14 protein-coding genes are annotated in these 12,169 nt (G+C 42.9%); 7 read left to right on the plus strand and 7 right to left on the minus strand.

The annotated features are described in order from the left end of the window. The first annotated feature begins 174 nt into the window (after nucleotides 1-174). A complete protein-coding gene (gene rpoN / locus QL886_RS05895; protein ID WP_290177973.1) occupies nucleotides 175-1,833 on the plus strand; it encodes an RNA polymerase factor sigma-54 in 1,659 nt (552 codons plus the stop codon). Nucleotides 1,834-2,192: 359 nt separating this feature from the next. Continuing rightward, the gene (gene raiA / locus QL886_RS05900; RefSeq protein WP_057758130.1) at nucleotides 2,193-2,573 is read left to right on the plus strand and encodes a ribosome-associated translation inhibitor RaiA; all 381 of its coding nucleotides are present in this window, start codon (nucleotides 2,193-2,195) and stop codon (nucleotides 2,571-2,573) included. A 234-nt stretch (nucleotides 2,574-2,807) separates the two neighbouring features. Here the strand turns inward: raiA and thiS are convergent, their stop codons facing one another. The 4 genes from thiS to QL886_RS05920 form a co-directional block, all read right to left on the minus strand. Next, nucleotides 2,808-3,008, minus strand: coding sequence for a sulfur carrier protein ThiS (gene thiS / locus QL886_RS05905; protein ID WP_057758131.1), 201 nt, complete (start codon nucleotides 3,006-3,008; stop codon nucleotides 2,808-2,810). A gap of 132 nt (nucleotides 3,009-3,140) precedes the next feature. Continuing rightward, a complete protein-coding gene (locus tag QL886_RS05910; protein WP_290177974.1) occupies nucleotides 3,141-3,515 on the minus strand; it encodes a DUF423 domain-containing protein in 375 nt (124 codons plus the stop codon). 24 nt (nucleotides 3,516-3,539) lie between these two features. Continuing rightward, complete coding sequence (gene rpoH / locus QL886_RS05915) at nucleotides 3,540-4,403, minus strand: RNA polymerase sigma factor RpoH (RefSeq protein ID WP_197099889.1); 864 nt, start codon at nucleotides 4,401-4,403, stop codon at nucleotides 3,540-3,542. Nucleotides 4,404-4,643: 240 nt separating this feature from the next. Beyond that, on the minus strand, nucleotides 4,644-5,099 hold the full coding sequence (locus QL886_RS05920) for a sulfurtransferase TusA family protein (RefSeq protein WP_290177975.1): 456 nt from the start codon (nucleotides 5,097-5,099) through the stop codon (nucleotides 4,644-4,646). A 547-nt stretch (nucleotides 5,100-5,646) separates the two neighbouring features. Between QL886_RS05920 and QL886_RS05925 the strand changes: the two genes are divergently transcribed. Beyond that, nucleotides 5,647-7,218 (plus strand): M48 family metalloprotease, encoded by a 1,572-nt coding sequence (locus QL886_RS05925; RefSeq protein ID WP_290177976.1) that lies wholly within the window; start codon nucleotides 5,647-5,649, stop codon nucleotides 7,216-7,218. 42 nt (nucleotides 7,219-7,260) lie between these two features. On the opposite strand, the gene QL886_RS05930 is transcribed toward QL886_RS05925, so the two are convergent. Together QL886_RS05930 and rpsU are read right to left on the minus strand one after the other, a co-directional pair. Continuing rightward, complete coding sequence (locus QL886_RS05930) at nucleotides 7,261-7,710, minus strand: GatB/YqeY domain-containing protein (RefSeq protein WP_057758141.1); 450 nt, start codon at nucleotides 7,708-7,710, stop codon at nucleotides 7,261-7,263. Between the two features lie 202 nt (nucleotides 7,711-7,912). Then, on the minus strand, nucleotides 7,913-8,128 hold the full coding sequence (gene rpsU / locus QL886_RS05935; RefSeq protein WP_010195908.1) for a 30S ribosomal protein S21: 216 nt from the start codon (nucleotides 8,126-8,128) through the stop codon (nucleotides 7,913-7,915). Between the two features lie 698 nt (nucleotides 8,129-8,826). Here rpsU and QL886_RS05940 point away from each other — a divergent pair. The 4 genes from QL886_RS05940 to crcB all read left to right on the plus strand — a co-directional run bounded on the left by QL886_RS05940 (nucleotide 8,827) and on the right by crcB (nucleotide 11,566). Further along, the gene (locus tag QL886_RS05940; RefSeq protein WP_290177977.1) at nucleotides 8,827-9,198 is read left to right on the plus strand and encodes a hypothetical protein; all 372 of its coding nucleotides are present in this window, start codon (nucleotides 8,827-8,829) and stop codon (nucleotides 9,196-9,198) included. Nucleotides 9,199-9,323: 125 nt separating this feature from the next. Then, the gene (locus QL886_RS05945; protein ID WP_290177978.1) at nucleotides 9,324-9,854 is read left to right on the plus strand and encodes a c-type cytochrome; all 531 of its coding nucleotides are present in this window, start codon (nucleotides 9,324-9,326) and stop codon (nucleotides 9,852-9,854) included. A gap of 237 nt (nucleotides 9,855-10,091) precedes the next feature. Then, complete coding sequence (tsaD, locus tag QL886_RS05950) at nucleotides 10,092-11,150, plus strand: tRNA (adenosine(37)-N6)-threonylcarbamoyltransferase complex transferase subunit TsaD (RefSeq protein WP_290177979.1); 1,059 nt, start codon at nucleotides 10,092-10,094, stop codon at nucleotides 11,148-11,150. A 44-nt stretch (nucleotides 11,151-11,194) separates the two neighbouring features. Then, a complete protein-coding gene (crcB, locus tag QL886_RS05955; protein ID WP_102078044.1) occupies nucleotides 11,195-11,566 on the plus strand; it encodes a fluoride efflux transporter CrcB in 372 nt (123 codons plus the stop codon). A gap of 141 nt (nucleotides 11,567-11,707) precedes the next feature. On the opposite strand, the gene QL886_RS05960 is transcribed toward crcB, so the two are convergent. Continuing rightward, nucleotides 11,708-12,022 (minus strand): hypothetical protein, encoded by a 315-nt coding sequence (locus tag QL886_RS05960; RefSeq protein ID WP_290177980.1) that lies wholly within the window; start codon nucleotides 12,020-12,022, stop codon nucleotides 11,708-11,710. Nucleotides 12,023-12,169: the final 147 nt, after the last annotated feature.

The raw sequence follows: 12,169 nt of genomic DNA on the forward strand, positions 1-12,169 counted from the left end.
CAAGATGGTAGTCTGCTATTGATAGCAAACCAAACGTATCCAGACAAAACATAAATTATCATAGCAAAATTGTGGCAAAAAATGCTATCGTCATGTCCTGATAAGATTTATGTCGTTACCTTTACTGACAGAATAAACACAATATCACTAAGATCGGAGTGCAAGAAGCCGCCCATGAGTATGTCGTTCGGATTGGCGACCACGCTGAGCAACTCACAAAAGCTAACCCCGCAAATGCAGCAAGCCATAAAATTGCTGCAGCTCTCTAGTCTTGAGCTCGCACAAGAGGTTCAGGCAAAGCTAGATAGTAATCCATTACTTGAACGTATCGAAAACGATGACGAATACGACAGTGGTGACGATGAAATAGAGGAGTGGAGCGAGCCATTGACGCTTGATAGTTGGAATCAAAGTAGTATTGACTCATTCGACTCAGTACCTACTAGCGGTACAGAGTACAGTGGCGATAGTAGTGATAGCTTCAGTGATAGTTTGGATAAGCTTCAACAGCCTAATATCGATGATAGTGCAATAGATGTAGATAGCTACAGCAGTTCTGATACCGATAGCTTTGATATAGGTAGCTTTGACACGGGTAACTACGCCTCTACTGCAATGGGCTCTGGCAATAGTAGGGGTGATGAAGATTTCGATAGTTACCAAGGCGGTACATCGTCTACCATTCAAGATCATGTGCGCTGGCAGCTGAACTTTAAGCGTCTATCAGAGGCCGATACGCTGATTGCAGAGTATTTAATAGACTCTATGGATGACATGGGCTTTATTCGAATTGATATAGATGAGCTGCTGCAGAGCTTTGATACGATGGCAAGTTTCTATCAATGGGATGAGCGCGTTGAAAAAGAAGAAGTCTTGACGGTATTACGTATTATCCAGTCCTGTGATCCCATTGGCGTAGGGGCGCGTCATTTAAGTGAGTGCTTATTGATTCAGCTATCCAAACTAGATGCCCACACCGAATACCTACAAGAAGCTCAAGCGCTCCTATCAGCGAGCGAGCATTTAGTCAGTAATAATATTAAAGCACTGACAGAACGCACAGGGCTTGCACCAGAATATATCACACCTGCGCTTACGCTACTACGTACCTTAAACGCTTCGCCAGGGCTGCTGTTTCAATCTAGCCAACCCGACTATGCCCAGCCGCCTGAGAGCTATGATATTCCAGATGTGCTGGTCACACCTGTTAGAAACAATAAGGCGACCAGTAACTCTGAAGTAGAAGAGGATGGCTGGTATGTACGCCTCAATCCAGATACCCTACCAAAACTACGCGTAAACCAAGAATATGCTAACTTGGTCAAGCGCGGCGATGACAGTCCTGACAATCAATATCTGCGCGAAAACCTTACCGATGCTCGACTGTTTATTCGTAGTATAGAAGAGCGCAATCAAAACCTACTCAAAGTAGCGACCAGCATTGTACGCTATCAACAAGAGTTCCTGCAGCATGGGGCAACCGCCATGCAACCTCTGATATTAAAGGCAATTGCTGAAGAAGTTGACTTGCATGAGTCTACGGTCTCACGCCTTACCACCAGTAAAACCATCTTAACGCCGCAAGGATTGTTTTCTTTGAAACACTTCTTCTCATCTCACGTAAGTAGTGCTGATGGAGATATCTCATCGACCGCTATCAGTGCCATGATTAAAAAGCTCATCGCTGACGAAGATCCCAAAAAACCATTGTCAGACAGTCGTATCAAAGATGAGCTGTTAGCAGATGGTATCGATATAGCCAGAAGAACCGTCGCCAAATATCGTGAAGCAATGAATATTGGCTCGTCTACTCAGCGCAAACAGAAATACTAATTATCTAAGCTCATCTTTTTATAAGATTAATGGTTACCTGTCTGTATAGTGTAATACAGATATAAAAAATAAAATTTTTTGATTATATAGAAACCAAATAGAAATAATAGGTATTGTTACACTTAATTACAATTTAATGGCTTGCTACTGGGCGATTTTCATGACAAATTAGAGTCATACCAACAACGAAAACCAAGTGCCGATTTATAGTATTTATTTACAATTAATAAAGGAGACGATAAAAGGATACGTCGACACATTACTAGAGGCATTGGAGTAGTTATTGGTAAGGCAGGATGACAAAAGCAAGAATGCTACCTCATCTGTTGATTGTAAGTTACAAATAAAAGGACAACAATATGAATGTTTCTATCAGTGGTCATCATATCAGCGTTACAGAAGCTATGGACACAGCAGTACGCGAGAAGCTTGAAAAAGTAGAGCGTCACTTTGATCAGATACAAAGTATTCAAGTGATTTTATCGTTAGACAATAGCGGTGCTAGCGACGGCGGTAAAAAGAGCCATAAAGCTGAAGCAATTATGCGTGTCTCGGGTCAAGAAATGTTTGTCCAAGCGTATGAAGATGATATGTATAAAGCCATTAACGAGATGGCAGACAAGCTAGATAGACAAGTACGCAAGTACAAAACCCGTCAAGAGCGCAAAAAGACTCAGGGTGCAGGGCGCGATAGTCGCTATCAGGATCTAACCCCTGCAGAAGCAGTACCAGCAGCATAGTTCGAGTTTAAAACTTTGAACACTATCGTTACAAGCTAGTGAAAGTAGACTAAGAGAATAAAAAATTTATAAGTAGCTACTGCATTAGTTTGTAATTGACGTAAAAAAAGACCTCTAACGTGTAATACGTTGAGGTCTTTTTTAGCATTAGTAAATTTAGTTAGTAAACTTAGTTAGTAAACTTAGAACGAAAATGAACTAGCTGTCAGCTCAAGCTTATCTGTCTAAACATTATTAACCACCACCGACGGCTTGTACTACTTCGATATTCATACCTTCTACGATACGCAGTTGAGCAAGCTCGCTTTTTGGCATCAGCTCGCCATCGACTTCTACAGCGTAACGACCCTGACTAAGACCAAGCTCATTGATAACTAGTTGCACAGTCTGATGAGTGGTTTGCAAGCTTTTACCATTGACACTAATGGTGCTCATATTAAATACTCCTTAATATTTTAAAATTCCTGTTCATTCACTACGTATCTTTTGCTTTATTACTGATAGTTCGTCGCAGCTGATGCAAAGAGCTAAAAATTACAATTACAATAACAATAACTATTAAGCAGCTCAGCTAACTGAGTCCTTCAATCGAAAGGCGGAAACGGCTAACCATAGCCAACCTGCAATCATAAGAACGCCGCCAATAGGCGTAATCGCACCGAACCAGCGCGGTGCACCAAGCGTCATGGCATATAAACTACCAGCAAAGATTATAATGCCAATTTGTAGTAACCAAGCGGTTGTCTGAGTAATATATTTCAAACGAATCAGTAAGCCAACAAGCAATAATCCTAGCGCATGTACAAACAAATATAGCGTTGCCGTATGCCACCACTCGAGCTGCTGTATGCTGACATGACCTTCTAAACCATGAGCACCAAACGCACCCAAGGCCACGGCGATAGCCATATTAATTGCGGCAATACCGATCCAATTTAACATTGAACAACTCGTATCATCTTAAGACTACTGAATATCATCTGGCAAAATCACACTATCAATGGTCATCGCATCACGAATCTTGTCCATGGCATTTTTCTCAATCTGACGGACGCGTTCAGCTGAGATAGAGTAAACCGCGGCTAACTCATGCAAGGTGGATTTTTGCTCAGACAACCAACGCTGCTCAACAATATCACGTGAACGATCATCTAAAGTACCCATAGCAGCGATAAGTGCTGATGAGTTATTTTCTTCCCAATCTGCTTCCTCTAACTGCTCAGCTGGATCGATACCATCTTCCAAAAATAGCTGAGGGGCGTAGCGACCATCATCATCGTCGCTTGACTGCGCCTCAAACGAAGCATCATAAGAGGTTAGACGTGATTCCATCTCTAACACTTGCTTGCGCGTAACATTCAAGTCATTAGCGATAGCGTCCGCTTCTTCTAGTGTCAGCTGATTGTTGGTCTTCTTAAGGCTACGCAAGTTAAAGAATAATTTACGATGAGCCTTAGTGGTCGCAACCTTCACAATACGCCAGTTACGAATCACAAACTCATGAATTTCAGCTTTAATCCAATGTACGGCAAAGGATACTAGACGTACGCCTTTATTCGGGTCAAAACGTTTGACCGCTTTCATCAATCCTAAGTTACCTTCTTGGATTAGATCTGCTTGTGGTAATCCATAGCCCGAGTAACTACGCGCGATATGAATCACAAAACGTAGATGCGACATCACCAGTAGACGAGCGGCTTCGACATCACCTTCATCATAATAGCGATGCGCCAGCTCTTGCTCTTGCACTGGTGTCAAAATAGGGATTTGATGGACAGTATTGATATACGCACCCAGGTTGACCCCTGGCGCTGACAGGTGAGTTGGCATAGCTGGTACTAAGTCGCGCGTACTGGTATTGCCCAATGCACTCGCGTCATAGGGTGGTCGCTGAGCAGCGGCCTTTAATGCAGCATCGCGTGCATCGTTTTTTATAGGAGCTGAGCCATCTTTTTTATTTGTATTTACAGCATCAGTAGAAGTATTAGCCATATTCTTGACCTTGGTTAAATAGTTAAGCAAATAGTCAGATAAAAATCTTTATGATTTAATTGTAAAGGATAGCAGCGCTTAGTTGCTATCAGTTTTGGTAATGATGAAGTGATATATTGTAGCGAAACGCTGTAATGATGTGCCATCAACTGACGAATGGTCAGTAACTTCATTGACCACTAGCTCTAAATAATCTGTCGCCTGTGATTGCTGATTTTGTCGACAAAACGCTGTGATATCAGCTTGCGAGTTAGGGTCAGTTGCAACCACATACAGTGATTTGCCAACTGTTACGTCACGTAATGCGACCTTAGTTTTTAACAATGGCATCGGACATGCAAGACCGCGTCCATCAACAAAACCTTTTATATTTAGTTCAGATTGCTCTATAGCTACATCATCTGAGTTATGACTTTCAGTCGGTAGCAATTCTAGTAAACTCGCAATGTCGTTCTGCTGTGTATCAGTCAAATTCTCTGATAACTGTATAGAGTGTGATACACGTTTGATGACTAATTCACTAGCAGCGGGCATAACTTAAACCTTGTAGATATCTATATTTTAATTTGTTTTATCAGCGATAGGCTTTGATATTGAGTACGAACATAATCCATCAATCATAAATTATGAGGTCGTCATAACAGCCATCACAGTCATCTAAACCTACTATCATTGTTGCTTATTATACCAAATAGACAATGTATAGTTGCAGTTGAATATAATCAACGCTGTGTTCGGTTCACTAGAATCATATAACCAAGAGTTGTACGATTAGCAGTTGCCCGATTAAGTGTTATACGTTTGAGATTTACTGCATAAATAGTTGCCCAATGAATAATTACACAGCCATGTTGCGCAATCGTGACGGGTGGCTAAGTTATTGGTAGTTAAGTTCATTGTAGAATTGACCTTGGATAAACAAGCTCGTATAGTCGAAAAGACGTCGTTAATCATTTTATAGGATATGCACTTGTACCAGGCTAATAGAACGAAGCGACCCGACAGCAATAACTCTTTAGTAGCCAAAAACTCCGTAGGCTTACCAATTATGTTGTCTAAGCAAAAAGGTAAACGTCATTTTATGAGTTTAACTTTGCTAAATAACGTCAAGGTAGGGTTGTCAATAATGCTCCTAGCCATAGCCAGCGGTGCGCATAGTCGTGAGAGTCAAATGCTGCAATTTGCTGATAGCTCGTGGCAAGTCACAGATCCGCAAACGCTAGATCTACCAAATCTGCGCGGGCAAGGCTTGAGCTTTGCTGAGCAATATCAGAACAAAATGCTTGGCGAATGGTCATTACAGAATATCAATGGCCGCGTCAGAATGGAACATGATCCTTGGGTACAAGAAACGATAAAAGACATGACGTGGCGTCTCAATGCTCAAGCTCGTCAGCAAGCACCACTTGGCGTCGTTATCATTGATAACCCCAGTATCAATGCTTTTGCAGCGCCTGGCGGCGTAATCGGTATCAATACAGGAACAATACTGTCAGCTAGTAGCATGGATGAGCTGGCAAGCGTCGTCGCGCATGAAGTTGCGCATATCAGTCAACGGCACTACGAAAGCGGCGCTGACGAACGTAAAAAAGCCTTGCTGATGCAGCTAGGTGGTATGCTAGCTGCGATTGCTGCCTCAGCTGTCGATGGTGATGCCGCTGCGGCAGTGATGATGGGCAGTCAGACAGCTTCTATGAATAGCAGTATGGCGTTTAGCCGTAGTAACGAACGTGAGGCTGACCGAGTAGGGATGCAGATTATGACCCAAGCGGGTTATGATCCTCGGGCGATGCCACGGTTCTTTGCCACGATGAATCAACAGAGTCAGTTAAATCAAGTTGAGAATCAATTCTTACCGAGTTTTGTGCGCTCACACCCTCTGAGTAATGAGCGGTTGAGCGAGTCACAAAGTCGTGCTCAGCAGTATCCAGCGCTCTCATTGAGCCAACAGCAGCGTCATCAAGCATTGTTTGATTTGTTGTATTGGCGTGTACAAGTGGCTGGTAAACACGCATCCGAAGTCACACTGACAACGGCCGCCAAAAACAGTCTCGGGGCCAAACTTGCGCTAATGCATTGGTATGGAGAGCAGCAACGTTTTACAGATGCTAATAAGGTATTTGCCGAGATAAATGCGTTATCAAGCACGCAGCGTCAGAGTTTAGAGCCTCTATTGTCGATTACCCACAGTCAGTTATTAAGTGAACAAGGTAAGTGGCAACAAACCGTAGATGTCTTAGAGAGCCAACAGCGCCTCTATCCTGAGCGCCGAGACTTACGCCTTTATCTGGCCGAAGCGCTGACTAATAGCAGTCAACCGATAAAAGCTCAAGCGCTGTTGAAGCCACTAACAGAACAGCAGCCAAGCGACCGTTACGCATGGCAAAGCTTGCAACTTGCCAATGAAAAACTTGCTAAGACCACCACCTCACCACAGTTAGCCAATATCGCGACGATTAATGCATTGCGCTATCGCAGTTATGATCAGCTATGGAATGGACGCTATGAGAGTGCGCTGACCTCTTTGACACAAGCCAAACAGTTGACGGAAAACCTACAAACTACGGAACAAGCCAATAGTGCGCGTCCGTTATTGGCTAATATTAATGCAGAACTCAAAGCAATAAAAACCGCCAAAGACTTTAAGCCTTAGGCGGTTATTTGTACAGATTAGCCTGCCAATCAATAGCAAGTGCTAGCCTTGTAGCGCGTCTTTGACCATTTTAGAAATCAAAGCAGGATCAGCACGGCCAGCTGTTTTATTCTTCAAAACACCCATGACGCTGCCCATATCACGCATAGACGTAGCACCTTGCTCAGCGATTTCAGCATTTACCAATGCCATGATCTCGTCTTGATTCATTTGCTGCGGCATGAACTCGTTGATGATATCAATCTCAAACTGCTCTTTGGTAGCCAAGTCATCACGGCCATTTTCTGTAAAGATAGTTAGTGATTCTTGACGCTGCTTTAGCTGCTTTTGCAAAACTTCTAATACTTGCGCATCATCAAGTTCTGTTTGACGGTCAATCTCGATTTGTTTCACTACTGACTGTACATTGCGCAGTACTTTGACGCGCTCAAGCTCACGAGCTTTCATTGAAACTTTGATATTGTCTGATAACGTCTGTTTAAGTTGGCTCACTGCTATTATCCTTATCGATCTGTTAAATGCTATTCGTTAGAGGTCGTTTGTTAAATTTTAGAACAAAACCTGCTGATAGTAGTGTTAATAAAAAATAATGTCAGCAGTAATAACAAAAATTGTAGCATAAAAAACGCCACTGATATCGATTGATAACAGTGGCGTTAGTGTAGCGCTTGTACTTAGCTAATCAGATTACTGATTAGTACATACGAGTGGTACGAATAGTTTCGCGTTGTAACTTCTTCTTATAACGCTTTACGGCAGCAGCTTTTTTACGCTTACGTACTTGCGTTGGTTTTTCATAAAACTCACGCTTACGTACGTCTGATAATACACCAGCTTTTTCACAAGCACGTTTGAAACGACGGATAGCGATATCAACTGGTTCGTTTTCTTTAACCTTAACTGCAGGCATGAAGACTCCTCGATTAGGATGAGATATAAGGGCATTAGTTTGGCTGTGTATTAGTATTTAGCCGTAATATCTCAAGATTACAGGCATCAGCTCAAACTAGGACAATTCTCACGCATCAGCGTAAGGGCAGGTATTTTAATAAAAAATACCAACAAAGTCAATGGTTTTAAGCATTTATTGCCGATAGGTTATTCAATTAGATGGCTATTTGAATTTGGCTCTCAAACTATGAATTCGACATATATACAACGCTTTATCAATAAAAAACCCCTACCGTCTATAACGGTTTGATTGGAGTTTATGCTATGATAATTCCCATATTATAGGGTCTATTGAACATTCAAATATTAGGGCTGCTGATGGCTAAAGTTACCCCAAACTAGGCGAAAACCGACGATAATGTCGAGACCTTAGCTAGGTTTTCAACAACGGTTGGGGTAATTTTAGCATCAGCCTTGAGAACGGATCGAGCAAAGCACTGCTTTGCCCGTTCGCAAGGCAAGAGCTGTGCTCGAGTGGAGGGCAGTACTCTTTTTTGTCAATATATGGCGAAATGGTTTAACCTACAATGACTAGGCTTCAACAATTTCACTGCATATTGTCTAAAAAATAGTGACTGCCAGCACCACATTTGAAAGTTCAATAGACCCTAGTAAGCCTATAAACCGTTTTGTGTGTATTTTATTGAGGATGTTGGAATGAAAAAAACAGTATTTAACACGGCATTAAGCACCGCACTTATCGTAGCTTTAGGTGTGAGCGTGAGCGCTTGTAGTGGCGGCGAAGAGCATGAAGAAGTAATGGCAATCGATCGCGTTGATGAAGCTGCTGAACTTGCCATCAAAAATGCGCCACCAGCTGAAGAAATGGAATTCCCAGAGACAGCACCAATGCCAGCGGCTGATGCAGCTGGTACAGAAGCTGATGGTACAGTTACTGCTGAAGCAGGAACGGCTGACGCTGATACTGCAGAAGCAGCAGCTACTGATAGTTCGGATACAGCCGCTGCTCCTACTGACAGCGCTGATATGGCGGCTACTGACGACACAGCTGCAGCCACTGCTGAGTAATTTAGTGGTCAATTGACTATTAGCTCAATGGACTATTAAACAGTCATTAGTCGTATATGTAAGTAATTTAAGCTTATATAGCGCATCGCTAATTGATTGCAGACTGATTAAGTAAGGGTAAAACCATGATTAATATACAACCGTATATGAACAAGCTGAAATTGTCTGTGATCGGCATGAGTGTGGTATTTGCAGTGAGTGCTTGTAACGGTGATAACACAGCTACGGAAGAGTCTACAGCAGCCAATGAACCTGCTACCGCTATAGAAGAGAAAGCTATAGCAGAAACCGAAGGCACGACGCCTGAGTCTGTGGTTGAGCCAGATACAGAACCAAAAGCAGCAACAGAGTCTGCCGACATAGTAGATGACGCAGTGGCAACACCTGAAACTGATTCTGAGCCTGAAGTGTTGGCAGCAGATGCAGGTGCCAAACTGTATGAATCAAACTGTCAGGTGTGTCATGCTGCAGGTTTGCTCGATGCGCCAAAGTATGGTGATACAGCAGCTTGGACAGCTCGTCTAACCAAAGATAAAGAGACGCTATATATGCACTCGGCTAAAGGCTTTAATAAAATGCCAGCGCAAGCGGTAAATGGTGTGACCGAAGCACAAGTTAAAGCAGCAGTTGATTATATGCTAGCGTCGGTAAGCTGATACGGTATATATAGAGTATGTCAGCTATTGAAATTTGCTAAACTGGCCGTCATGGTGACTGACAATGACGGTTTTTTTATGCACGTTTTTTATCATGCCAGTCTGAGAATATACAGCTGTATCAAGCGAATTCGAGATAGTGTGTGGCTGGCTGTACTCGTTATCCAGTTTCTCAAAATGATGTAAGATAAAAGTGCGATAAAAATAGCACGAAAACGAAAGTATAAAGGCAAAAGTATGAAAGTATTGGGCTTAGAGACTTCTTGTGATGAGACGGGGCTGGCGATTTTTGATAGTGAGCAAATAAATAGCGACAACCAAGGTTTGGTCGGGCAAGTACTGTACTCTCAGATTGAGCTGCACGCACTTTATGGTGGCGTTGTGCCTGAGCTTGCTAGCCGCGATCATATTCGTAAGCTCGTGCCGTTATTGAATGAGCTGCTAGAGCAATGCGATATGAAAAAAAGCGACATCGATGCGATTGCCTATACTAAAGGACCTGGTCTTATTGGTGCATTGATGACAGGCGCACTATTTGGACGTAGCTTAGCTTATGGTTTGGATATTCCAGCGATTGGTATCCATCATATGGAAGGGCATCTTTTGGCGCCGCTTATGGGCGCGAACCCTCCGGCATTTCCTTTTGTCTCGCTACTAGTATCTGGTGGGCACACGTTACTGATTGCTGCTCACGGTGTTGGGCAATATGAGATATTGGGTGAGTCGATAGATGATGCGGCGGGTGAGTGCTTTGATAAAGCAGCTAAAATGTTGGGTCTTCCTTATCCTGGCGGTCCTAATATTGCTAAGCTGGCAGAAGCTGGTAATCCTGACGCTTACGCACTCCCAAGACCAATGCTCCATCGGGGTCTAGACTTTTCGTTTAGTGGCATGAAAACAGCCGTGCATAATCTGATTAAAGATACACCATGCTCGGGAGGGTCAGGTAATGGCGCTGACAGCGATCCACAGATTCGTGCTGATATTGCCGCTAGCTTTCAGCATGCAGTGGTCGACACGCTAGTGAAGAAGTGCGTCAAAGCACTCAAGCAAGCACATATGAGCCGCTTAGTGATTGCGGGCGGGGTCAGTGCCAATACTCATTTGCGCGAGACGTTAGAAGCGGAACTGGCTAAGATCAATGCAACGGTTCATTATGCACCGCCTGCGCTATGTACGGACAATGGCGCGATGATTGCTTATGCAGGTTTTGAGCGCTTGCAAGCAGGACAATCTGATGATTTGGCCGTTAGCTGTATTCCGCGTTGGCCAATGACAGAGTTGCCAGCCGTATAACTGAGCATTTGGTCCAACACGTTTATATGAATTAAGGACAGTCTATGCAGTGGCTTGCTATTGGTTTGGGCGCAGCATTCGGTGCTTGCCTGCGAGCCTGGCTATCGCGTTTTAATGCCTTGCACGGTTGGGTGCCACTCGGTACCCTGAGCGCTAATATCTTAGGTGGATTGCTGATAGGGCTGGCGCTAGTGTGGTTTGAGCGTATGGGAAGCAACTTATCTGATCATGTACGCGTGTTTGTGATAACTGGTTTTTTGGGCGGATTGACTACTTTTAGTACGTTTAGTGCAGAGGTATTTGGCTTTATCCATGACGGGCGGCTGCTGGCAGGCTTAGCGCTCATCGGCTTGCATGTTGGACTGACATTATTAGCAACCGCGCTTGGCTTTTATTTCTTTAAGCTAGTTTTGTAGGCGTTGATAGATATTAATCGTTTAAGAGTCTGTTATAAGTGGTTCCATTATACCAGTCTGTTATAAGTAGTCTATTAATACGTTTGGAGAGTGAATTAGCTGGTTCCTTTGGGGTATACCTTTAAGAACTGCCTAATTTCATTAAGCTTTAGGCTTAAGCGTATTCATATTAAATATTAATATTTGAGAATACAATTGATTATTTTCGAAGAAAGCAACTAACCTACCTTGGTCATTAGTTGAATTAATCTCAGTTAGCCAACATACATATACATCTAAGCCCTCATATTCTTCAATATATGTATTTTTATCTATATAATTTCTGAAATTCACCCAATCACCACTAGAGTGACCAAAAATGTCCCTAAGAATAGGCTGAGAACTTTTTTTAGCTATAATATGATCTATAAGCATCTCAAATTTAAGACTCAGATCGTCTTCATCCACATTATCCATATTATAGTTCTCTTAAATCAGTTGCTAAGCTATCAAAAATAGTGAGTATACAGCTGATAGTTCGATGCCTGTATAGCGCACCAAACACGATTTTATGAGATAAGCGCAAGATTGAACGATCTATCCACTACCCAAAGTTGGACGTTA

The sequence above is a fragment of the Psychrobacter sp. APC 3281 genome, from assembly GCF_030407815.1.
Lineage (GTDB): Bacteria > Pseudomonadota > Gammaproteobacteria > Pseudomonadales > Moraxellaceae > Psychrobacter.

Bases quoted from the DNA above. Each gene is read 5' to 3' on its own strand.
- rpoN (WP_290177973.1), top strand. From the start codon at position 175: ATGAGTATGTCGTTCGGATTGGCGACCACGCTGAGCAACTCACAAAAG.
- raiA (WP_057758130.1), top strand. From the start codon at position 2,193: ATGAATGTTTCTATCAGTGGTCATCATATCAGCGTTACAGAAGCTATG.
- thiS (WP_057758131.1), bottom strand. From the start codon at position 3,008: ATGAGCACCATTAGTGTCAATGGTAAAAGCTTGCAAACCACTCATCAG.
- QL886_RS05910 (WP_290177974.1), bottom strand. From the start codon at position 3,515: ATGTTAAATTGGATCGGTATTGCCGCAATTAATATGGCTATCGCCGTG.
- rpoH (WP_197099889.1), bottom strand. From the start codon at position 4,403: ATGCCAACTCACCTGTCAGCGCCAGGGGTCAACCTGGGTGCGTATATC.
- QL886_RS05920 (WP_290177975.1), bottom strand. From the start codon at position 5,099: ATGCCCGCTGCTAGTGAATTAGTCATCAAACGTGTATCACACTCTATA.
- QL886_RS05925 (WP_290177976.1), top strand. From the start codon at position 5,647: ATGAGTTTAACTTTGCTAAATAACGTCAAGGTAGGGTTGTCAATAATG.
- rpsU (WP_010195908.1), bottom strand. From the start codon at position 8,128: ATGCCTGCAGTTAAGGTTAAAGAAAACGAACCAGTTGATATCGCTATC.
- QL886_RS05940 (WP_290177977.1), top strand. From the start codon at position 8,827: ATGAAAAAAACAGTATTTAACACGGCATTAAGCACCGCACTTATCGTA.
- QL886_RS05945 (WP_290177978.1), top strand. From the start codon at position 9,324: ATGATTAATATACAACCGTATATGAACAAGCTGAAATTGTCTGTGATC.
- tsaD (WP_290177979.1), top strand. From the start codon at position 10,092: ATGAAAGTATTGGGCTTAGAGACTTCTTGTGATGAGACGGGGCTGGCG.
- crcB (WP_102078044.1), top strand. From the start codon at position 11,195: ATGCAGTGGCTTGCTATTGGTTTGGGCGCAGCATTCGGTGCTTGCCTG.
- QL886_RS05960 (WP_290177980.1), bottom strand. From the start codon at position 12,022: ATGGATAATGTGGATGAAGACGATCTGAGTCTTAAATTTGAGATGCTT.